Origin of the sequence: Paenibacillus cymbidii (assembly GCF_004764705.1) — a bacterium.
GTDB classification, from domain to species: Bacteria; Bacillota; Bacilli; order Paenibacillales; family NBRC-103111; genus Paenibacillus_AN; species Paenibacillus_AN cymbidii.
On record NZ_SHLX01000001.1, the window covers coordinates 599168 to 620211 of the forward strand.

Sequence of the window (21044 nt, forward strand, 5' to 3'; positions counted from 1 at the left end):
TGGTTGCTTCTTCATTTTGCCAAGGAATATAATGGAGGCATAAGCCCACTGCGCAAGGAATACATTTGCAGGTGAAGCATAACGGGAAGGGAGCGGGATCGAGTTTGAACAAAACGGCATTTGAACAAAGCGTAATCAGCCGCATTCGGCTGCATGTGCTGCCGACGGACCGGTTTAAAACATTCGCCGTCAGCGCCTTTATCGGCGCCAGGCTGCAGGAGGACGCCGTAACCCCGACTGCCGTGATCCCTTTCGTACTGCGGCGCGGCACGGAATCGCTTCCGGAAACGAAAGCGTTCCGCGAGAAGCTTGACGAGCTGTACGGCGCCGGATTCGGCTTCGATGTGACCAAACGCGGCGATCATCAGATCGTCCAGTTCAAGATGGACATTATCGAGGATCGGTACGTGGGCGAAAGCGGGTCGCTGCTGCGCGAAGGGCTGCGCTTCCTCGCCGAAGCGATCGCGAGACCGGCGTTGGAGGACGCCGCGTTCGTGCGCGCTTATGTGGAAGCCGAGAAGAAGACGGTGCGCGAGAAGCTGGAAGCGATCGTCAACGACAAGATTCGTTACGCGGCGGAACGCTGCATCCAGGAAATGTGCCGCAACGAACCGTACCGGCTGCATCCGCTCGGCCGCATCGACGCGATCGACGCGATCGGACCGGACGACTTGTATGTCCATTACCGGGAATGGCTGCAGCAGGCGCCAATCGATTTATACGTGGTGGGCAACACGACGTTGGCCGAAGTCGAGGCGATCGTCGGCGAGTTGTTCCCTACAGGCCGCGAAGCTTCCCCCGGTTACACCCAGGCGGCATTATCGACCGCCCCCGCCGAGCCGCGGACCGTAGTCGAGCGGCTTGACGTCAGCCAGGGCAAGCTCAACATGGGGCTGCGCGCCGGCGTTACTTATGCGGACGACGCTTATCCGGCGGCGCTGCTGTATAACGGCATCTTCGGTGGTTATCCGCACGCGAAGCTGTTCATCAATGTGCGCGAGAAGGCGAGCCTCGCTTATTACGCGTCGTCGCGGCTGGATGGGCATAAGGGCATTCTGACGATTCAGTCCGGCATCGAAATCGGCAATTTCGACAAGGCCGTTGCGATCATCCAGGATCAATTGGAGGCGATGCGCCGGGGACAAATCAGCGAACTGGAGCTGGCCCAGACGAAAGCGATGCTCGGCAATCATTTGCGCGAAATCCAGGATTCGGCGTTCGAAATGATCAGCTTCGATTTCAACAGCGTGCTGTCCGGCAAGGAGCGCAGCGCCGAGTCGCTGATCCGCGACATCGAGCGAACGGGCGTTGACGATATTGTCCGGGTGGCGGAAAACGTCAAGCTGGACACGATCTATTTCCTGCGCGATCGCAAGGAGGGGTGACAAGTGGCCGACAAGCTGGTTTACGAGCAATTGGGCGAGACGTTGTACCACGAACGGCTGCCGAACGGTCTTGATGTTTATGTGCTGCCCAAAACGGGGTTTCAAAAGACTTACGCCACATTTTCCACCAAATACGGGTCGATCGACAATCATTTTCAGGTGGAAGGGCAAGCCGACGTTCGGGTTCCCGACGGCATCGCCCACTTCCTCGAGCACAAAATGTTCGAAGAGCCGACCGGCGACATTTTCGCCACTTTCGCGTCCAATGGAGCATCGGCTAACGCCTACACGGGCTTTGACCGGACGACGTATTTGTTTTCCGCTACCGAACGAATCGACGAAAACATCGCCACGCTGCTCGATTTTGTGCAGAACCCGTACTTTACCGACGAGAACGTGGAGAAGGAAAAAGGGATTATCGGCCAGGAAATCGACATGTACCGCGACAACCCGGACTGGCGCTCGTACTTCGGGCTGATCGAGGCGATGTACGCCGTGCATCCGGTCCATATCGACATCGCGGGCACTGTGCCGTCGATTACGGAAATTACGAAGGAAACGCTGTACACGTGCTACCGCACCTTCTATCATCCGAGCAACATGAGCTTCTTCGTGGTCGGCGGCGTCGATCCGGAGCGTACGCTGGCGCTTATTCGCGACAATCAGGCGTCCAAAACGTTTGCGCCGCAAGGCGAAATCCGCCGGCTGTTCGCTCCCGAGCCGGAGCAGGTAAAGGATTCGCGCAAGTTGATCGATTTGCCGGTTGCGCTGCCGAAATGCCTGTTCGGCTTCAAGGAGCTTCCGCCGCAAGCGCGCGGCGCGGCGCTGATGCGGCAGGAGCTGCTGACGAAGCTGATGTTCGATACGCTGCTGGGGGCCAGCTCGACGATCTACCAAACGCTGTACGAGGAGCGATTGATATCGGATAGCTTCGGCCACGAATACAATATCAGCGAAGGCTACGCCTTCTCGATCATCGGCGGCGATACGCGCGATCCGGACCGGCTGCTCGCCCGCATCCGCGAATTGATTGCGGCGGTGTGCGACGCCGGCATCGCCGAAGTCGACTTCGAACGCATCCGCAAGAAGCGGATCGGCGGCTACATGCGGATGCTCAATTCGCCGGAAGCGATCGCGGGCGAATTTACGAAGTACAAATTCAAGGACGGCGACCTGTTCGACGTGCTGCCGACGTACCAGTCGCTGACGCTTGAAGAGCTGAACGAGCGGATGCGCGCTCACTTCGATTGGGAGCGAATGGCGGTTTCCGTCGTGCGCGCGAACGGATGAGCCGGCCGGCTCCCGTTGGCACCGTGCTCGTCACCGGCGGCAGCCGCGGCATCGGCGCCGCGGTAGCCGAACGGTTCGCCGCGGACGGCTTGACGGTCGTCATTCATTATCGCGAAGGACGGGACGCCGCCGAAGCGACGGCCGCGCGCTGCCGCGAGCTCGGGGCGACGACGCTGACCGTCGCCGCCGACATCCGTTCGGCGGCGGAAATCACGCATATGCGCGACATGCTGGACCGCGCGGGGAAGCTGCCGGACATTCTCGTCAACAACGCCGGCATTGCCCACTACGGCATGCTGGCGGACTTGTCCGAAGCGGAATGGGACGAAGTGATGGATACGAACCTGAAGGGACTGTTCCTGTGCACGCAGGCGTTTATGGGCGCGATGGTGAGCCGCAAATACGGCCGCATCGTCAACGTATCTTCGCTTTGGGGCATCGCCGGCGCTTCGTGCGAAGTCGCTTATTCCGCGGCCAAGGGCGGCGTCAACGCGTTCACGAAAGCGCTCGCGCTGGAGCTTGCGCCTTCCGGCGTAACCGTCAACGCCGTAGCGCCGGGCGCCGTCGACACGCGCATGCTGGCGCCGCTTGACGCAGACGAGCGCGGCTCGCTTGCCCGCGACATTCCGGTCGGCCGCATTGCCAGGCCGGATGAAATCGCTTCGCTTGTGCATTATTTGGCCCAGCCGGAAGCAGGCTACATCACCGGTCAGATAATCAGCCCGAACGGCGGCTGGCATACATAACTGTGCATAGTTCGACGTCCTCCCGAGCACAATATTGTTGATCCCGCCAACATTGCAAGAAGGAGGACGACGATATGGCAACCGTATTGAAATCATTTGAAAAATGGAAAGAGTTTTTGGCAGACCGCATCAACCAGGCAGAGCATGCGGGCATGAGCGATGAAACGATCTCCAAGCTGGCGTTCCAGATCGGCGATTTTCTCGCCGACAAAATCGACCCGGAGAACAAGGAAGAGCGCGTGCTCAAGGAATTATGGGACGTAGGCGACGAGCAGGAACGCAGGACGATCGCCAAATTGATGATCAAGTGGGTCGGCCAACAAAAGTAACGAAGCTTTGCGACAAGCCTCCTGTAATAAGGGGGCTTTTCTGTTGCAAACATGGTATACTGGTTGTACGCCTGAATAGAAGGCGAGTCCTTCCATCTCGCATAAAGCGCACCGCTTGGCCATCACTTTATGCTGCCTCCGTGCAGCACCAACGGCCAAACCGGAGGCGTCTATCTTTTTTTCCAAGGCCAAAGGAGATTGCGCACCGACATGAAACGAACAGGCGTCCGCCGAATGCTTGCGCTTTCGGCTGCCGCTGCCTTGCTGCTCACGGCATGCGGCCGCAACATGCCGCAACCGGACGAACAGCAGCTGGCGGCGAAACATTCGCTGCTTGTGCTTGCGGCACCGTCCGTCGGCGAAGCGGATGCGGCCAAACTGAAAGCGGAGCTGGTCCGCGCCAGGGGCACCGATCATATGGCATTCGAATGGCAGGCGAATGTCGCCGCCATTGACAATGCGGCGATTGCCCGCATCAAATCGATTTCTTACGACAGAATCGTTGTGATTGGCAGTGAATTGATCGAAGGCGGCGTCGCGGCAGCCAAACAAACGCCGCAGCGTAACTGGACTTTTTTCGCCAACACAACCGCCGATCCGTCCGCATCCGTCGCCAATGAGGCCAACGTCGCGCTTTACATAACGGATCCCGCCGCTCAGGACCGGATGTGGAACGATTGGGTCGCGGAACAGACGGCGGCCGGACGAACGTTCGAATGGATCAGCGATACGGCGCATCCGGTCCCGGCTTCCTGGGCGCCCAGCGAAGAGGCGGATCATATCGTCATGCTCGACATATTCGGTACTTATTGGTTCAACCAACTGACGGCGCAATCGGCGCAGCATCGTCCGTCCTGGCTGGTGACGCTTGTGCCGCTGCAGCCTGCCGACGAGACGAAACTGCAGTCGCTTCGCATTCCGGTCATGAACATGGCGCAGGATGCGAGACTCGTCTTCGATTGGGTTAATGTGCTGAAAAGCCAGCTGCAGGAGATCAAGGATGACCGCTGGAAGCAAGGGGTAACCGTTTACGGCCCCGACATGCTTGCGGTAGGGCACAAATAAATGCGGCGGCTCCCGATTCGGGAGAGGAAATTGACGAAACGTGTAGAATAATATGACATGCGCCGATGCGCGGTATGGAGAGATGATGCGGATGGAAATGAAGCAATGGTACATGGAATACAAAATTCATAAGAACCGCCCCGGTTTGCTCGGCGATATCGCTTCGCTGATGGGGATGCTGGAAATCAATATTTTGACCATCAACGGCGTCGAGGACCGAACCCGCGGCATGCTGCTGCAAACGAACGACGACGAAAAAATCGAATTGATGGGTAAAATGTTAAAAAAAGTGGATAATATTACAGTGACGGCGTTGCGCGCGCCCAAGCTGGTCGATATATTGGCCGTACGCCATGGCCGCTACATCGAGCGGGACTCCGACGATCGCAAAACGTTTCGTTTTACGCGCGACGAACTTGGACTGCTGGTCGACTTTCTCGGTGAAATTTTCAAGAAGGAAGGCAACCAGGTCGTCGGTCTTCGCGGCATGCCGCGCGTAGGCAAGACGGAATCGATTATTGCCGGCAGCGTCTGCTCGAACAAGCGCTGGACGTTCGTTTCGTCGACGCTGCTGCGTCAGACGGTGCGCAGCCAGTTGTCCGAGGACGAGATGAACCCGAACAACGTGTTCATCATCGACGGCATCGTGTCGACGATGCGGGCGAACGAGAAGCATCACAGCCTGATGCAGGAACTGATGGCGATGCCTTCGACCAAGGTGATCGAGCATCCGGACATCTTCGTGCGCGATTCGGAATACGAGTTCAGCCACTTCGACTATATTGTCGAACTGCGCAACACGCCGGACGAAGAAATTTCGTACGAAAGCTTTACCGTGAACAATGACGACGGGTTCTGAGTGAACATCAAGCGACGCCTGACAGCAGGGAGGTGAGCGACATGTCGGAGCTGGGAGAAATGCTGCGCAAAGCGAGACTGGATCGCGGCATCTCGCTCGACACGCTTCAGGAAACGACCAAAATACGCAAACGTTATTTGGAAGCGATCGAAGAAGGCCACTACAAGGTGATGCCCGGATCGTTCTACGTGCGTGCCTTCATCAAGAGTTATGCCGAGGCCGTCGGCCTCGATCCGAACGAAGTGATGCGCCATTACAAAAACGCCATCCCCGCCGGGCCGGCCGAACCGAAAGCGGAGCCGCGCCGGCTGAAGCGCTCCGGCGGCAAAAATTCCGATCGCTGGAGCAAATGGGCGACAGGTATCATGCTTTGGTCGTTCCTGCTGCTTATTATCGGGATTATTTACTACTTTATCAGCAACAACTACAAGGACAACAGCGACAACAATGTGTCGTCCGAGCAAGGGCAGCATTTGACCGACAAGGCGCTGTCCGAAACGGCGTCGCCGCTGCCGAGCCTGACGCCGGATGCGTCGCATACGCCGACGCCTACCCCAACGCCAACGCCGACGCCGCAAGTCGTGAAGCTGACGAAGAGCGAAAGAGGCGTCGATATTTATACGATCCAGAACGCCGAGAAAGTGACGCTGCAATTGGCCGTAACCGGCGACGAATGCTGGTACGAAGTCGATCGGATGGGCCCGGAGGACGGACCGGACGGCAAACGCATCGAGATGGGTATTATCCGCACCGGCTCTGGGCCGAAGACGTGGGAGATTGACGCCAACGCCTTCCTCATCCTCGGCAAAGCCAATGCCGTCTCCGTCACCGTGAACGGCACGCCCGTTCCGGTCGGCGATTTGCCGAACGTGAAGCATTTCCGCTTCGAGCTGGTCAAGGCATAACGGACCGTTCCCGCATAACGTCCTCGCGAATGGGGCATCCTACCCGCAGCTACATATTTCAGCACACGAGGGAAGATGCACATGACCGCGAGTTGGATCGTTGCCGGAATCGGCGTGATTGTCAGTTTGCTCGGCTGGTACATGACCCCGGGCAATTGGGGCTACGGCATTTTCGGATTCGGACTGGCCTGGATCGTGCTCGGCATTCTCGACATGTTCCGCGCTCCCGCCAGAAGCCGTTGAACCGGTTTGCCGCAATCGTTTTCAAGTTCGGGAGGCGCCTTACGCAAAGGTGCCTTCTTTGTATTTGAGCGGAAAAAACAGGTATAATGGAAACTAAATCGGGTGAACAGGAAGGGGATTTTGACGTGGCTACTGACAATTCGTTTGACATCGCTTCCAAAATCGACATGCAGGAGCTGACAAACGCTATCAACCAGGCGGAGAAGGAAATCCAGACCCGCTTCGATTTCAAAGGCAGCAAAAGCAGCATCGCGCTTGAGAAGGACGTGCTGGTCATCGTTTCCGACGACGAGTTCAAGCTGCAGAACGTAGTCGACATTTTGCACGCCAAGATGGCCAAACGCGGGATTTCGCTGAAAAACTTGATTTACGGCAAAGTGGAGCCGGCATCTTCCGGCACGGTCCGGCAGCGCGTGACGCTGAAGCAAGGCATCGATCAGGACAACGCCAAAAAAATCAACGTGCTGATCCGCGACTCCAAGCTGAAGGTGACGAGCCAGATCCAGGCCGATCAAATTCGAGTCACAGGCAAAAGCAGGGACGACTTGCAGAAGGTGATCCATCTGCTCAAACAAGCCGAGTTGCCGCTGGAGCTGCAATTTTTGAATTTCCGCTGATCGCGGGCGGGGCGGAGCGAACGAAGCGGGGAACGCAGACGGGATGGCAATGGTTCCTTTTGACACCCTATTTTCATTTATAATATACTTGGTAGGATGAACGGAATGGGGGACCATAGTCATGACAGAAAAAGTGAAGGTCGTCACGCTCGGTTGCGAGAAGAACCTCGTCGATTCCGAGATTATGGCGGGCCTGATCCACGGCCGGGGCTATTCGCTGGTCGAGGATAAAGAAGAAGCGACTGTAATTATCGTCAATACGTGCGGATTTATCGACGCGGCCAAGGAAGAGTCGGTAAATACGATCCTCGATATGGCCGATTTGAAGAAAACGGCGAACTTGAAGGCGCTTATCGTGTCAGGCTGCCTGACGCAGCGGTACAAGGAAGAGCTGATGAAGGAAATGCCCGAAATCGACGGCATCGTCGGCACCGGCGACTTTCACAACATCACCGGCATCGTTGACGAAGCGCTGGCCGGCCACAAGCCGGTTCATGTCGGCAACCCGGTGTTTAATTACGAAGCCGCGCTGCCGCGCCGCGTCACGACGCCGCGTTACACCGCATACGTAAAAATCGCCGAAGGCTGCGACAACGCCTGCACGTTCTGCAGCATTCCGATCATGCGCGGCAAGTTCCGCAGCCGCAGCATGGAGTCGGTGATCGCCGAAGTGACCCAACTGGCGATGCAGGGCGTCAAGGAAATCAGCCTGATCGCCCAGGATTCGACCAACTACGGCACGGATCTGTACGACAAATTCATGCTGCCTGCGCTCATGGACAAGGTCAGCGAAGTGCCCGGCGTGGAGTGGGTGCGGCTCCATTATGCTTATCCGGGATTTTTTACGGATGAGCTGATCGATACGATTGCCGCCAACCCGAAAATTTGCAAATACGTCGATATGCCGCTGCAGCACAGCGAGGATTCGATTTTGAAACGCATGCGCCGTCCGGGCCGCCAGCGCGACGCGCGGGAACTGATCGAGAAGATTCGGGCGCGCATTCCCGAAGTGTCGCTGCGCACATCGCTGATCGTCGGCTTCCCGGGCGAAACGGAGCAAGATTTTCTCAACCTGGAAGCGTTCGTTCGGGACGTCAAGTTCGATCGCTTGGGCGTGTTCGCCTACTCCAAGGAAGAAGACACGCCGGCATCGCGCTTGCCGGACCAGGTGCCGGACGACGTAAAGGAATATCGGGCGGCACGACTGATGGAACTGCAGCGCTTGATCGCCTCCGAGCAGAATGCGCGCCGCGTCGGCAGCCAGCTCGACGTACTGCTGGAACGGTACGACGGCCGCAACGACGTCTACATCGGCCGCACGCAGTTCGACGCGCCAGAGATCGACGGCGAAGTGTTCGTGAAGGGCGTACAAGCGCAGATCGGCGATATCGCCAAGGTGCGGATCACACACGCCTACGAATTTGATCTGACCGGGGAGGGCATCGCATGAACCTGGCCAATCGGATAACGGTGGCGCGTATTTTTCTCGTGCCGATCATTATGTTTTTCCTGTTGATCAAGGTGCCGTTTCCGGCGATCAAGTTCGCAGAATTCAGCATCACGTACAACCAGATTATCGCTGCGCTCATCTTCATTATCGCCGCCAGCACCGACTCGCTGGACGGCTATATCGCCCGCAAGCGCAAGCTGGTGACGAATCTTGGCAAGCTGCTCGACCCGCTGGCGGACAAGCTTCTGGTGTCCGCCGTGCTGGTTTCGCTCGTACAGATGGGCAAAGTGGACGCGTTTATCGTGATCGTCATCATCAGCCGGGAGTTTGCGGTGACGGGGCTGCGTTCGATTTGCGCCGCCGACGGCATCGTGCTGGCTGCAAGCAAGTGGGGCAAATGGAAGACAGCGGCGCAAATCACGGCAATTATCGCGCTGCTCGTCAACAATTTTCCGTTCGCCTTTATCGATATTCGCTTCGATTATTGGGCGACATGGGTTGCAGCGATCATTACGATTTATTCCGGCGTCGACTATTTTTCGAAAAACTGGCATGTCATCAGCGTAAGCGAGAAATAAGCTACATAAATGTACCGGCTGCGGCTCCGTTCCCTTCTTTTGATGGGGGCGGGGCCGTTTGGCCGAAAATCGAATCCAGATGCGGAGGCGCAGGTTATGAAAGCGGAAATTATCGCCGTGGGCACCGAATTGCTGCTCGGCCAGATCGTCAATACGAACGCGCAATATTTGGCGGAGCAGTGCGCGCTGATCGGCGTCGACGTGTACTTCCAGACCGTTGTCGGCGACAATGAAGGGCGGCTCGTGCAGGCGTTCGACATCGCCAAAGGCCGGGCCGACGTCGTCATTTGCACCGGCGGGCTCGGCCCGACGCAGGACGACTTGACGAAGGACGCGCTGGCGGCGTACACGCGCCGGAAGCTTGACCTGCATGAGCCGTCGATGGCCTATATCGCCGACTTCTTCGCGAAGCGCGGCATCGTCATGGCCGACAGCAACGCGCGGCAGGCGCTGACGCTCGAAGGCGCCGATCCGCTGACGAACGATGCGGGCATGGCCGTCGGCGTTGCGTTGACGCACGAAGGAACGCATTACATGCTGCTCCCCGGTCCGCCGCGGGAAATGAAAACGATGTTCGACCGCTACGGCAAAGCGTGGCTGCGCGGCGTCATGACGGACGAGCTGCCGCTGTATTCGAAGATGCTGAAGTTCGCCGGCATCGGCGAGTCGGCGCTGGAGCATGCGCTGATCGATCTGATCGAGGCGCAGACGCACACGTCGATCGCGCCTTACGCGAAGGAAGCCGAAGTGGCAATCCGGCTGACGACGCGGGCGACGGACGCGGCGCAGGCCGAGGCGCGCATGGCGGCGACATACGAAGCGATTCGGGAGCGGGTCGGCGACCATCTGTATGCGACGGAGGACGTCGGGCTGGAGCATGTCGTCGTCGGGAAGCTGGCAGAAGCCGGGTTGACGCTTGCCGTCGCCGAAAGCTGCACCGGCGGCTTGCTCGGCGACATGCTCACTTCGGTGGCGGGGAGCTCGAGCGTCTTTCGCGGCGGCGTCATTTGCTACACGAACGCGGTGAAGCACGGGCTGCTCGGCGTGCCGATGGATGTGCTCGAAGGCGAAGGGGCGCCGGGCGCCGTCAGCCGAGAGACGGCCGCGCTGCTGGCCGAGGCGGTGCGCGAACGGACCGGCGCCGACATCGGCGTCGCCATCACCGGCGTTGCCGGCCCCGATCCGAGCGAAGGCAAGCCGGTCGGGCTTGTGTTCGTCGGCATCGCGGGGCCCGACGGCGCGACGGCGGTGCATGAGGCGAACTACGCCGGCGGCCGCGAGCAGATCAAGCGGCGGGCGGCGAAGATGGCGATGTACCGGGTATGGCTGCGGATTCGGCAGCCGTAGCCGGCGTAAGCGGGCGTGGCGGCCGATTGATTGGGCGCCGGTTCGGCACGAAGGGGACGGACCGAAGGGCAGGCACGGAGGGTAAGCGAGGGACCCGGTGCGGAGAGTGTGGTAGGGCGGAGGCACCGGCAGGGTAGCAGTGACAGGAGCAGGAATAAGAGTAGGAGTAGGCACGGGAACAGGGCAGGGAGTAGGAGAAGGTACGGCAACAGGGCAGGGACGGGAGCAGGGACAAGAACAGGGGCAGGAGCAGGGACAAGAACAGGAAAAGGTGCAGGTGCAGGTGCAGGAGTAGGACCAGTGGCAGCAACAGTGGCAGCAACAGGAGCAGTGGCAGGTGCAGGAACAAGAACAAGAACCAGAACAAGAACAAGAACCAGAACCAGAACCAGAACAAGAACCAGAACAAGAACCAGAACAAGAACCAGAACAAGAACCAGAACAAGAACAAGAACAAGAACCAGAACAAGAACCAGAACAAGAACCAGAACAAGAACAAGAACCAGAACAAGAACCAGAACAAGAACCAGAACAAGAACCAGAACCCGAACCCGAACTAGAACCAGAACCAGAGCAAGAACCAGAACCAGAACCAGAACCAGAACCAGAACCAGAACCAGAACCAGAACCAGAACCAGAACCAGAACAAGAACAAGAACCAGAACAAGAACAAGAACCAGAACCAGAACAAGAGCAAGAACAGGAACAGGAACAGAAGCAGAAACAGAAGCATAAACAGAAGCAAGAACGGGTGCAGACACAAGAGCAGGAGCAACGAAACCATGCCTTTGGCTTTGCGGATCTTGAGTAGACAAGGTTTGATCTCTGCTCGAAATTGCTCCAGCGTGCCTTTTCAAAATAGCCCATAAAAAATGGCCTATTGGCCCCATTCTGACCGTTTCGACGAAAATAGCCAGTGAAAATACTGGGTATTCGAACCGAACAGCCCCCAAATCGACCTTTTTTGCGAAATAGCCAGCGATATCACTGGCTATTTTGTTGTTGGAGGCCATTTTTGGGGAAATAGCCAATAAAACATGGCCTATTTCAAAGCAAACCCGAGCAATCCTTGCCAACGGGCCGCATTGACACGCATTGACGGCGGTTTCGCAGGGAAACTGTCCGGGCAAGCTTGCCATTCGCGGTTGCGGTGGCGTATAATGGAACCATCTGATCGAGAACGGAAGCACCGTGTCGAAGTAGCTAACTTCGCACGGTGTTTTTTGTTTTTGGCGAGGGCAAGAGAGGAGGTAAAGAAGAAAAACGAATATATGTTCGTAAAAATGCTTGTCAAAGCAGGAAAAAGAGGGTATGATGAGTCTATAATAATTTGATAGGGGACGTGAAACATTTGGCAGACCGTCGTGCGGCACTGGAAATGGCATTGCGCAATATTGAGAAACAATTCGGCAAAGGTTCGATCATGAAGCTGGGCGAGTCGACCCACATGCAGGTGGAGACGGTGCCGAGCGGATCGCTTGCGCTTGATATCGCGCTTGGCGTGGGCGGCTTCCCGAAAGGCCGGATCATTGAAATATACGGACCGGAATCGTCCGGTAAAACGACTGTTGCGCTGCACGCGATCGCCGAGGTACAGAGGGCCGGCGGACAAGCCGCCTTTATCGACGCCGAGCATGCGCTCGATCCGCTTTATGCGAGCAAGCTCGGCATCAACATCGATGAATTGCTGCTTTCCCAGCCGGACACAGGCGAACAGGCGCTGGAAATCGCCGACGCGCTCGTCAGCAGCGGCGCCGTCGACATCCTCGTCATCGACTCGGTAGCGGCGCTCGTGCCGAAGGCCGAGATCGAAGGCGAGATGGGCGACTCACACGTCGGTTTGCAGGCGCGTCTCATGTCGCAGGCGCTGCGCAAGCTGTCGGGCGCGATCAACAAATCGAAGGTCATTGCGATCTTCATCAACCAGCTTCGCGAGAAGGTAGGCGTCATGTTCGGCAATCCGGAAACGACGCCTGGCGGTCGGGCGCTGAAGTTTTATTCGACCATTCGGCTTGACGTACGCCGTATCGAGACGATCAAACAAGGCAACGATATGGTCGGCAACCGGACGCGGATCAAGGTGGTCAAGAACAAGGTGGCGCCGCCGTTCAAACAAGCGGAAGTCGACATTATGTACGGGGAAGGCATTTCGAGGGAAGGCAGCATCATCGATATCGGCACCGAAATGGACTTGGTCGACAAGAGCGGCGCTTGGTATTCGTTCGAAGGCGAACGGCTCGGTCAAGGCCGCGAGAATGCCAAGACGTTCCTGAAGGAAAACCCGCAGAAGGCAAACGTGATCGAGCAGAAGATTCGCAATTCCAGCAACTTGATTCAGGTTGGTTCCCACGCGCCGGTCAGCAGCGACGATGACGAGGACGAAGCGGAATTCGAATAATAATACAGGCGAGGAGGCATCAGCGCATTTCCGGCAGCGGAGATGCGCTGTTTGCCGTTGACATTTGCCGTTTGACGTTCCCCATTGCGCGTTGACGGCACTGCTGCAGGAGGAGGGTCAGGGATGGACGAAACGAACCGTTCGATCATTACACAGGTAGAAAAACAAAAAACGAAGGCGCATCGATACCATATTTTTGTCGATGGCCGGTTTGCCTTTTCCGTTCATGAGGACGTGATGGTCAAGTTTCGCCTCATGAAAGGCGCCGAAATCGATGCGGATTCCGCCGCGGCTGCCGTGGCCGAAGACGAGCGGCTGCGCTGTTATCACGAAGCGGCGCGATACGTCGGTCGGCAGCCGCGGGCGGCGCAAGAAGTGCAACAGCACTTGCTTGGCAAAGGATACGAAGAAGAAGGCGCGGCGGAAGCCGTGCGCCGGCTCAAGGAGCAAGGCTACATCGACGACCGGCAATTTGCGCAGCAGTGGACCGAATTCCGCGTTCGTTCCCAGAAGAAAGGCAAACGCTGGGTGCAGCAGGAGCTAAGGGAGAAGGGCGTCGATAAGGAACATATCGCAGAAGCGTTAGCCGGGATGGATGAAGAGACGGAATACACGGGCGCTTATGAGCTGGCTCGGAAGAAGTGGGCTTCGTCTGCAAATGCCGAGCTTCCGGCCCGCAAGCGCAAGCTGGCAGCTTTCCTGCTGCGGCGGGGGTATACGCTTTCCATCGTCAATCGTGTATTGGCCGCTTTGCAGGCGGGCAGCGTCGAAGAGATGGAATCGTTGGACGATTTTTGATTGGTTGTTCAATTTCACCCCATTAATCATTATCGGGTTTAATTATTGCTTGTCCGTCAACCCGCCAGCTTGACAAGAAACTTCGTGTACAGATAAAATGAACCTGTATATCCCAAAATGTTTCACCGATTTCGCCTTTCGCCAAAAGGAACGAAACCATTCAGCATGCAGTAGATCTAGCCCATGTTTTCGCATTCGTGTGACAACTGAATCGGATCAAACCGAATCGATCCCAAGCTAACCCCTTGGAGTAACAACGAGGAGGTGGTACAAGATGCCGCCCATTATGTGGGGCGTGATCTCACTCGTTGTCGGGCTTCTTCTAGGCGCTGGGATTGGATATTTTATCCGCAAATCTCTTGCTGAAGCGAAAATTTCGAGTGCTGAACACGCTGCCGCGCAAATTATCGAAGATGCAAAGAAAAGCGCAGAAGCACAGAAAAAGGAAACGGTGCTGGAAGCCAAGGACGAAATTCACCGGCTCCGCACCGAAGCTGAAAAAGACATTCGTGAACGTCGAAACGAAACACAGCGACAAGAGAGACGATTGTTGCAAAAAGAGGAATCGCTGGATAAAAAATTGGAATCGCTGGAACGCAAAGAAGAGCAGATCACGGGGAAAGAAAAGCGCATTGACGAGACGCAAGCCCAGATCGATCAGCTTTACAAAAGCCAGGTTTCCGAGCTCGAACGCATTTCCAACTTGACGATGGACGACGCCAAAAACATCATTTTGACGAACGTCGAACAGGAAGTGCGGCACGAAACGGCCCAGCTCATCAAGGATATCGAGCATCAGGCCAAAGAAGAAGCGGATAAGAAGGCGCGGGAAATCATCACGCTGGCGATCCAGCGTTGTGCCGCCGACCACGTAGCAGAAACGACCGTATCGGTCGTATCGCTGCCGAACGAAGAAATGAAAGGCCGCATCATCGGCCGCGAAGGGCGCAACATTCGTGCGCTGGAGACGCTTACGGGCATCGATCTGATTATCGACGATACGCCGGAAGCGGTTATCCTGTCCGGGTTTGACCCCATTCGCCGCGAAATTGCCCGCACTTCGCTCGAGAAGCTTGTTGCGGATGGCCGGATCCATCCGGCCCGCATCGAAGAAATGGTGGAGAAGTCGCGTAAAGAAGTTGATGAGCGCATACGCGAGTATGGTGAACAGGCGACCTTTGAGGTTGGCGTTCACGGGCTCCATCCGGATTTGATCAAAATCATGGGCAGACTGAAATTCCGTACAAGCTACGGTCAGAACGTCCTGAAGCATTCGATGGAAGTGGCGTATTTGACAGGACTGATGGCCGGTGAACTGGGAGAAGACGTCACGCTGGCGAAACGTGCCGGTCTGCTTCACGACATCGGCAAAGCGCTTGACCACGAAGTCGAAGGCTCCCATGTGGAGATCGGCGTCGAAATCGGCAAAAAATACAAGGAACATCCGGTCGTCATCAACAGTATCGCATCGCACCACGGCGACTGTGAAGCGACGTCGGTCATCGCGATGCTCGTCGGCGCGGCGGACGCGTTGTCCGCGGCAAGACCGGGAGCGCGTCGGGAGACGCTGGAGACGTACATCAAACGTCTCGAGAAGCTCGAGGAAATTTCCGAATCGTTCGACGGTGTCGAGAAGTCGTACGCCATTCAGGCTGGACGCGAAATTCGCGTCATGGTGCAGCCGGAGAAGATCGACGATACGGAAGCGTTCCGACTGGCACGCGACATTACGAAGAAGATCGAAAACGAGCTCGACTATCCGGGTCACATCAAAGTGACGGTCATCCGCGAGACAAGAGCCGTCGAGTACGCCAAATAAGCTGGAACCGCGCGAGAAGTGGCCGCCGATACGGGGCCACTTTTCCATATCTTGCGAGTTTGTTCCGAAATGAAGAGGGAGGCAACACGATTTGAAAGTGTTATTCATCGGCGACATTGTCGGGTCCGTCGGGCGCAAGGCGCTCAAAGAAAAGCTGCCGGAGCTCGTGCGCAAGCATCATCCGGCGATCGTCATCGCCAACGGCGAAAATGCCGCCTCCGGGCGCGGCATCACGAAACAAATCGTCAAGGAAATGCACGATATGGGCATTCACGGCATCACGCTCGGCAACCATGCCTGGGACCAGAAGGAGACGGCTTCCTTCATTGACGACGAGCAGCGCCTGATTCGGCCGGCCAATTTTCCCCCGGACACGCCCGGGCGCGGCATGATGACGATCCGGGCGAACGGGAAGGAACTTACGATTATTAATCTGCAAGGCCGCACTTTCCTGCCGCCGCTCGATTGTCCGTTCCGCAAGGCCGACGAATTGCTGGACTCGCTTGGCAGCAAGCCGCGCTGCGTACTGGTCGACTTCCACGCGGAAGCGACGTCGGAGAAAATCGCCATGGGCTGGCACCTCGACGGACGCGTATCGGCCGTTGTCGGCACACATACGCATGTGCAAAGCCATGACGAGCGGGTGCTTCCGGGCGGAACGGCATACGTGACGGACGTTGGCATGGTGGGGCCTCGCGACGGTGTGCTCGGTATGGAACGCGAAGCGGTGCTGTACAAATTCAAGACGCAACTGCCGGTACGTTTCGTGGTTGACGAAGGCAAATGGCACTTTCACGCCGTTATCATCGACATGGACGAACAAACCGGGCGCTCGGGCGGCATCGAGCTGATTCGTTTGGAGGAAGATCGGTTTTATATGAATTAGGCGAATATTCGAAATATTGCGAAAGGAGGGGGAGGAAAAGCAGGAATTATTGCGAAAAACCTAGAATATGATGGGTACTGGATTCAATCCATCTTTCCCGAGGAGGAACTATCCATGGATGTATTAAAAGTTTCAGCAAAATCCAACCCCAACTCCGTTGCCGGCGCCTTGGCGGGCGTGCTGCGGGAGCGCGGCGCCGCGGAATTGCAGGCGATCGGCGCCGGCGCTTTAAACCAGGCTGTCAAAGCGGTTGCGATTGCACGTGGATTTGTTGCTCCCAGCGGTGTGGATCTGATATGTATCCCGGCCTTCACCGATATTGTCATCGACGGGGAAGACAGAACGGCGATCAAGCTTATCGTAGAACCGAGGTAATCGCTTCAGGCGGCCTTGGGCCAATATAACGAAGAACATACACCTGTTTACCCTGTAGGCAGGTTTTTTTTGCGCCAAAAAATCGATTCGCCGGAGGGATGAAGCCATGCGCGTCATCGATGCCCACTGCGATTTGCTTAGCAAATTGACCGAAGACTTGTCACTCGACATCGCCGCCGCAGACACCGCTTCCGATGTGAATGTACCGCGTTTGCGAGAAGGCGGAATAGCGTTGCAGTGGTTCGCCGTGTATTTGTCGCAGCGGCTTGGGGAACCCCGGTTCGCGCAGGTGCTGAAGATGATCGATCATTTCTACAGCCGCGTCGTGTCGCAGCCCGACGTCAAACCGGTGAGAACGCGAGGGGAACTCGAAGCGGCGCTTGTTGGCGGCAAAATCGGCGCGATGCTGTCGCTTGAAGGGGCGGATGGGTTGGAAGGCGATTTGGCGAACTTGCGGATCGCCTGGCAGCTTGGCGTGCGCGCGATGGGGGTGACATGGAATCATGCCAACTGGGCGGCGGATGGGGTCGTGGAGCCGCGTGGCGGCGGTTTTACGGCCAAAGGCAAACTGTTGCTGCAAGAATGCATGCGGCTCGGCATTATTCTGGACGTATCGCATTTGGCGGAAGCGGGGTTCTGGGAGCTGCACGAGACGCTTCGCGGCAAACCGTTCATCGCTTCTCATTCGAACGCCGCTGCCGTGTGTGCGCACCGCCGCAATTTGAGCGACGGGCAAATCGAAGCGATCATTCGCGTGGACGGGCGGATCGGCATTACGTTCGTTCCTTATTTTGTTGCGTCTGAACGACCGACGATCGCCGGGGTATTGCGCCACATCGAACATATTTGCGCACTCGGCGGCGCGGCGCAGCTCGGCTTCGGTTCGGATTTTGACGGCATCGACGAATGGGTGCCCGAACTGGCTACTCCCGCCGACTATGGCAAGCTGCACAATGAGCTGCTGAAATATTACCGCGCTTCGGAAGTGGATGGGTTTCTGTTCCGGAATTGGCACTCTTTTTTGCAAAATCAGCTGCCGCAGTGAATAGCTCACATCTATTTTGTAGATACTAAGTCGTTAGAACAATCTTCTTCCGGTATTGGTTTCATCGAAAATAACTATACGATATTCCGGCGAATTCGCTTGCTTTTTGTCACTCCCCGTCTTAAAATTTGGTTGACAAACAAACTTGCCAATTGTCGGAGAAAACCAGTAGCGACGGGCAAGATTGCGTTTTCAACAAGCCGCCTCGCCGGCGATTTTTTTTGGACGTCGCCGGGTACCGATGCGCAAGTTCAGAAAGTTGGCTTTCCAAAAAACTTTTTGAACGACCACCTAAAGGAGTTGGACGAAGTGATTAGTCAATTGTCATGGAAGATCGGCGGGCAACAAGGCGAAGGCGTCGAAAGTACCGACCGTATTTTCTCGACTGCGCTTAACCGATTGGGGTATTATTTGTACGGCTACCGCCACTTCTCCTCGCGGATCAAGGGCGGTCATACGAATAACAAAATCCGGATCAGCACGAAGCCGATTCGCGCGATTTCGGACGATCTCGATATTTTGGTCGCTTTCGACCAGGAAAGCATCGATCTGAATGCGCACGAACTGCGCGCCAACGGCGTGATCGTCGCTGACGCCAAATTCAATCCGGTTGTGCCCGAAGGTGTCCAAGCTCGTTTGTTCGCGGTGCCGATTACGGCGATCGCCGAAGAGCTGGGAACTTCCCTGATGAAGAACATGGTCGCTTCCGGCGCATCCTGGGCGTTGCTCGGGTTGCCGCTTGAAGTATTCAATAAAGCGGTGGAAGAAGAGTTCGGACGCAAAGGTCCGGCGGTTGTCGAGAAGAACGTCGAAGCCGTGGCGCGCGGCGCCAAGTTCGTTTTGGACGAGGCGGGCGGTCCGATAGTCGAGTTGAACCTCGAGCCGGCCGACGGCAAGCAGAAGCTGTTCATGATCGGCAACGATGCGATCGGCCTCGGCGCCGTAGCGGCAGGCTGTCGTTTCATGCCGGCTTATCCGATTACGCCAGCGTCGGAAATCATGGAATATTTGATCAAAGCATTGCCGAAATTCGGCGGCACGGTCATCCAGACGGAAGACGAAATCGCCGCCATTACGATGGCCATCGGCGCCAACTACGGCGGCGTGCGTACGTTGACCGCATCGGCAGGCCCCGGCTTGTCGCTGATGATGGAAGCGATCGGCCTGGCGGGCATGACGGAAACGCCGGTCGTTATCGTCGATACGCAGCGCGGCGGGCCTTCGACGGGGTTGCCGACGAAGCAGGAGCAGAGCGATATTTTCGCCATGATTTACGGTACGCACGGGGAAATTCCAAAGGTTGTGCTGTGTCCGAGCACCGTGGAAGAGTGTTTCTACGATACGATCGAAGCATTCAACCTGGCCGAGAAATACCAGGTGCCGGTCATTCTCGTCACCGACCTGCAGCTTAGCCTCGGCAAACAATCGGCTGAAATGCTCGACTACAACCGGATCGTCATCGACCGCGGCAATCTTGTGACCGAACCGCCGGCGCTCGAAGAGAACCAGTTGTTCAAGCGGTATGCCTTCGCCGAAGACGGCGTTTCGCCGCGCGTGCTGCCGGGCGTCAAGGGCGGTCTGCACCATGTAACCGGCGTCGAGCACGATGAAACCGGCCGTCCGTCGGAAAGCACGGTCAACCGCAAAAAAATGATGGATAAGCGGATGGAGAAACTGAAGCATATTCAGGTGACCAATCCGATTCTGGTTGACGCTGACGACAAGGCGGATATGCTCATCATCGGCATGGGCTCCACCGGCGGCACAATCGACGAAGCCCGCGCCCGTCTGACCGCGGAAGGCATCGCATCGAGCCATATTCATGTCCGGCTGATGAATCCGTTCCCGACGGAACAGCTTCGCCCGTACATCGAGAAGGCGAAAAAAGTGGTCGTCGTCGAGAACAACGCAACCGGCCAACTGGCCAATTTGATCAAGTTGAACGTGGGACACGCGGACAAAATCAGCAGCGTGCTCAAATACAACGGCAATCCGTTCTTGCCGGCCGAAGTGTATAAAGAATGTAAGGGGCTGATCGCATGGCAACGTTAAAAGATTTCCGCAATAACGTCAAACCGAACTGGTGCCCGGGATGCGGCGACTTTTCCGTACAAGCGGCGATTCAGCGCGCTGCCGCGAATGTAGGGCTGGAACCGGAACAACTCGCTATCGTATCGGGGATCGGCTGTTCCGGCCGCATTTCCGGCTACGTCAACGCATATGGCTTCCACGGCGTCCATGGCCGTTCGCTGCCGATCGCGCAAGGCTTGAAGATGGCCAACCGCGAGTTGACCGTACTTGCTTCCGGCGGCGACGGCGACGGTTTCGCGATCGGCATGGGGCATACAGTGCATGCGATTCGCCGCAACATCGACATCACGTACATCGTTATGGACAACCAGATTTACGGCTTGACGAAAGGCCAGCCTTCACCGCGCAGCGCCGAAGGGTTCAAAACGAAAAACGTGCCGATGGGCACCATCGAACAAGCCTTGTCGCCGCTCGAAGTAGCGATGGCGGCTGGCGCTACGTTCGTGGCGCAATCGTTCTCGAGTAACCTGAAACAATTGACGTCGCTGATCGAAGCGGGCATGAAGCACAAAGGCTTCTCGCTGATCAACGTATTCAGCCCTTGCGTCACGTTCAACAAAGTCAATACTTACGATTGGTTCAAGGAGCATATCGTCGATCTGGAAGGAACGCCGGACTACGATCCGTCGAACCGCGTCATGGCCATGACCAAAATTATGGAAACCGGCGGCTTGTTGACCGGTCTCATTTACCAGAACGAACAGAAGAAAAGCTATGAAGACATGGTCGGCGGCTTCAAGCCCGAAGCGCTTGCCAATCAGAACATCAAGTTGACCGAAGCGGAATTCGACAAGCTGGTAGCCGAATTCAAATAAACG

Annotated in this window: 21 protein-coding genes; all 21 read left to right on the plus strand. The window is 56.8% G+C overall.

Annotated elements, in window-relative coordinates:
* The first annotated feature begins 104 nt into the window (after positions 1 to 104).
* A complete protein-coding gene (gene yfmF / locus EXY20_RS02620; protein ID WP_135547293.1) occupies positions 105 to 1385 on the plus strand; it encodes an EF-P 5-aminopentanol modification-associated protein YfmF in 1281 nt (426 codons plus the stop codon).
* 3 nt (positions 1386 to 1388) lie between these two features.
* Entirely contained in the window at positions 1389 to 2675 is a 1287-nt protein-coding gene (gene yfmH, locus EXY20_RS02625) for an EF-P 5-aminopentanol modification-associated protein YfmH (protein ID WP_207671205.1), read from the plus strand.
* Positions 2672 to 3421 carry an elongation factor P 5-aminopentanone reductase gene (gene ymfI, locus EXY20_RS02630; protein WP_135547295.1) on the plus strand — a complete coding sequence of 250 codons (750 nt, stop codon included), beginning with the start codon at positions 2672 to 2674 and terminating at the stop codon, positions 3419 to 3421. The genes yfmH and ymfI overlap by 4 nt, the downstream gene beginning before the upstream one ends.
* Before the next feature lie 74 nt (positions 3422 to 3495).
* A complete protein-coding gene (locus EXY20_RS02635; protein WP_135547297.1) occupies positions 3496 to 3750 on the plus strand; it encodes a DUF3243 domain-containing protein in 255 nt (84 codons plus the stop codon).
* A 210-nt stretch (positions 3751 to 3960) separates the two neighbouring features.
* Positions 3961 to 4815 (plus strand): hypothetical protein, encoded by an 855-nt coding sequence (locus tag EXY20_RS02640; protein ID WP_135547299.1) that lies wholly within the window; start codon positions 3961 to 3963, stop codon positions 4813 to 4815.
* 91 nt (positions 4816 to 4906) lie between these two features.
* Positions 4907 to 5674 carry a DUF3388 domain-containing protein gene (locus tag EXY20_RS02645; RefSeq protein WP_135547301.1) on the plus strand — a complete coding sequence of 256 codons (768 nt, stop codon included), beginning with the start codon at positions 4907 to 4909 and terminating at the stop codon, positions 5672 to 5674.
* A gap of 41 nt (positions 5675 to 5715) precedes the next feature.
* Complete coding sequence (locus EXY20_RS02650) at positions 5716 to 6579, plus strand: helix-turn-helix domain-containing protein (protein ID WP_135547303.1); 864 nt, start codon at positions 5716 to 5718, stop codon at positions 6577 to 6579.
* An 81-nt stretch (positions 6580 to 6660) separates the two neighbouring features.
* Complete coding sequence (locus EXY20_RS38765; protein WP_167858943.1) at positions 6661 to 6822, plus strand: DUF4175 domain-containing protein; 162 nt, start codon at positions 6661 to 6663, stop codon at positions 6820 to 6822.
* A gap of 125 nt (positions 6823 to 6947) precedes the next feature.
* A complete protein-coding gene (locus EXY20_RS02655) occupies positions 6948 to 7439 on the plus strand; it encodes a YajQ family cyclic di-GMP-binding protein (RefSeq protein WP_135547305.1) in 492 nt (163 codons plus the stop codon).
* 121 nt (positions 7440 to 7560) lie between these two features.
* A complete protein-coding gene (gene rimO / locus EXY20_RS02660) occupies positions 7561 to 8889 on the plus strand; it encodes a 30S ribosomal protein S12 methylthiotransferase RimO (protein ID WP_135547307.1) in 1329 nt (442 codons plus the stop codon).
* Positions 8886 to 9467: a CDP-diacylglycerol--glycerol-3-phosphate 3-phosphatidyltransferase gene (gene pgsA, locus EXY20_RS02665; RefSeq protein ID WP_135547309.1), complete on the plus strand. Its 582-nt coding sequence runs from the start codon at positions 8886 to 8888 to the stop codon at positions 9465 to 9467. The genes rimO and pgsA overlap by 4 nt, the downstream gene beginning before the upstream one ends.
* Before the next feature lie 96 nt (positions 9468 to 9563).
* The gene (locus EXY20_RS02670; protein WP_135547311.1) at positions 9564 to 10814 is read left to right on the plus strand and encodes a competence/damage-inducible protein A; all 1251 of its coding nucleotides are present in this window, start codon (positions 9564 to 9566) and stop codon (positions 10812 to 10814) included.
* Between the two features lie 337 nt (positions 10815 to 11151).
* The gene (locus tag EXY20_RS39435; protein ID WP_207671206.1) at positions 11152 to 11625 is read left to right on the plus strand and encodes a hypothetical protein; all 474 of its coding nucleotides are present in this window, start codon (positions 11152 to 11154) and stop codon (positions 11623 to 11625) included.
* A 540-nt stretch (positions 11626 to 12165) separates the two neighbouring features.
* Positions 12166 to 13212 carry a recombinase RecA gene (gene recA, locus EXY20_RS02680; RefSeq protein ID WP_135547313.1) on the plus strand — a complete coding sequence of 349 codons (1047 nt, stop codon included), beginning with the start codon at positions 12166 to 12168 and terminating at the stop codon, positions 13210 to 13212.
* Positions 13213 to 13335: 123 nt separating this feature from the next.
* A complete protein-coding gene (locus EXY20_RS02685; RefSeq protein WP_135547315.1) occupies positions 13336 to 14010 on the plus strand; it encodes a regulatory protein RecX in 675 nt (224 codons plus the stop codon).
* Positions 14011 to 14284: 274 nt separating this feature from the next.
* Positions 14285 to 15829: a ribonuclease Y gene (rny, locus tag EXY20_RS02690; RefSeq protein WP_135547317.1), complete on the plus strand. Its 1545-nt coding sequence runs from the start codon at positions 14285 to 14287 to the stop codon at positions 15827 to 15829.
* A gap of 91 nt (positions 15830 to 15920) precedes the next feature.
* Entirely contained in the window at positions 15921 to 16715 is a 795-nt protein-coding gene (locus tag EXY20_RS02695) for a TIGR00282 family metallophosphoesterase (protein ID WP_135547319.1), read from the plus strand.
* Between the two features lie 114 nt (positions 16716 to 16829).
* A complete protein-coding gene (locus EXY20_RS02700) occupies positions 16830 to 17090 on the plus strand; it encodes a stage V sporulation protein S (protein WP_028597363.1) in 261 nt (86 codons plus the stop codon).
* 106 nt (positions 17091 to 17196) lie between these two features.
* Complete coding sequence (locus tag EXY20_RS02705; protein ID WP_135547321.1) at positions 17197 to 18135, plus strand: dipeptidase; 939 nt, start codon at positions 17197 to 17199, stop codon at positions 18133 to 18135.
* A 309-nt stretch (positions 18136 to 18444) separates the two neighbouring features.
* Positions 18445 to 20187 carry a 2-oxoacid:acceptor oxidoreductase subunit alpha gene (locus EXY20_RS02710; RefSeq protein ID WP_135547324.1) on the plus strand — a complete coding sequence of 581 codons (1743 nt, stop codon included), beginning with the start codon at positions 18445 to 18447 and terminating at the stop codon, positions 20185 to 20187.
* Entirely contained in the window at positions 20175 to 21041 is an 867-nt protein-coding gene (locus EXY20_RS02715; RefSeq protein WP_135547326.1) for a 2-oxoacid:ferredoxin oxidoreductase subunit beta, read from the plus strand. The genes EXY20_RS02710 and EXY20_RS02715 overlap by 13 nt, the downstream gene beginning before the upstream one ends.
* Positions 21042 to 21044: the final 3 nt, after the last annotated feature.

Coding starts and splice junctions, on each gene's coding strand:
- EXY20_RS02670 (WP_135547311.1), top strand. CDS start 9,564: ATGAAAGCGGAAATTATCGCCGTGGGCACCGAATTGCTGCTCGGCCAG.
- EXY20_RS02705 (WP_135547321.1), top strand. CDS start 17,197: ATGCGCGTCATCGATGCCCACTGCGATTTGCTTAGCAAATTGACCGAA.
- EXY20_RS02685 (WP_135547315.1), top strand. CDS start 13,336: ATGGACGAAACGAACCGTTCGATCATTACACAGGTAGAAAAACAAAAA.
- rny (WP_135547317.1), top strand. CDS start 14,285: ATGCCGCCCATTATGTGGGGCGTGATCTCACTCGTTGTCGGGCTTCTT.
- EXY20_RS02715 (WP_135547326.1), top strand. CDS start 20,175: ATGGCAACGTTAAAAGATTTCCGCAATAACGTCAAACCGAACTGGTGC.
- EXY20_RS02640 (WP_135547299.1), top strand. CDS start 3,961: ATGAAACGAACAGGCGTCCGCCGAATGCTTGCGCTTTCGGCTGCCGCT.
- EXY20_RS02635 (WP_135547297.1), top strand. CDS start 3,496: ATGGCAACCGTATTGAAATCATTTGAAAAATGGAAAGAGTTTTTGGCA.
- EXY20_RS02650 (WP_135547303.1), top strand. CDS start 5,716: ATGTCGGAGCTGGGAGAAATGCTGCGCAAAGCGAGACTGGATCGCGGC.
- EXY20_RS38765 (WP_167858943.1), top strand. CDS start 6,661: ATGACCGCGAGTTGGATCGTTGCCGGAATCGGCGTGATTGTCAGTTTG.
- pgsA (WP_135547309.1), top strand. CDS start 8,886: ATGAACCTGGCCAATCGGATAACGGTGGCGCGTATTTTTCTCGTGCCG.
- EXY20_RS02700 (WP_028597363.1), top strand. CDS start 16,830: ATGGATGTATTAAAAGTTTCAGCAAAATCCAACCCCAACTCCGTTGCC.
- rimO (WP_135547307.1), top strand. CDS start 7,561: ATGACAGAAAAAGTGAAGGTCGTCACGCTCGGTTGCGAGAAGAACCTC.
- EXY20_RS02645 (WP_135547301.1), top strand. CDS start 4,907: ATGGAAATGAAGCAATGGTACATGGAATACAAAATTCATAAGAACCGC.
- ymfI (WP_135547295.1), top strand. CDS start 2,672: ATGAGCCGGCCGGCTCCCGTTGGCACCGTGCTCGTCACCGGCGGCAGC.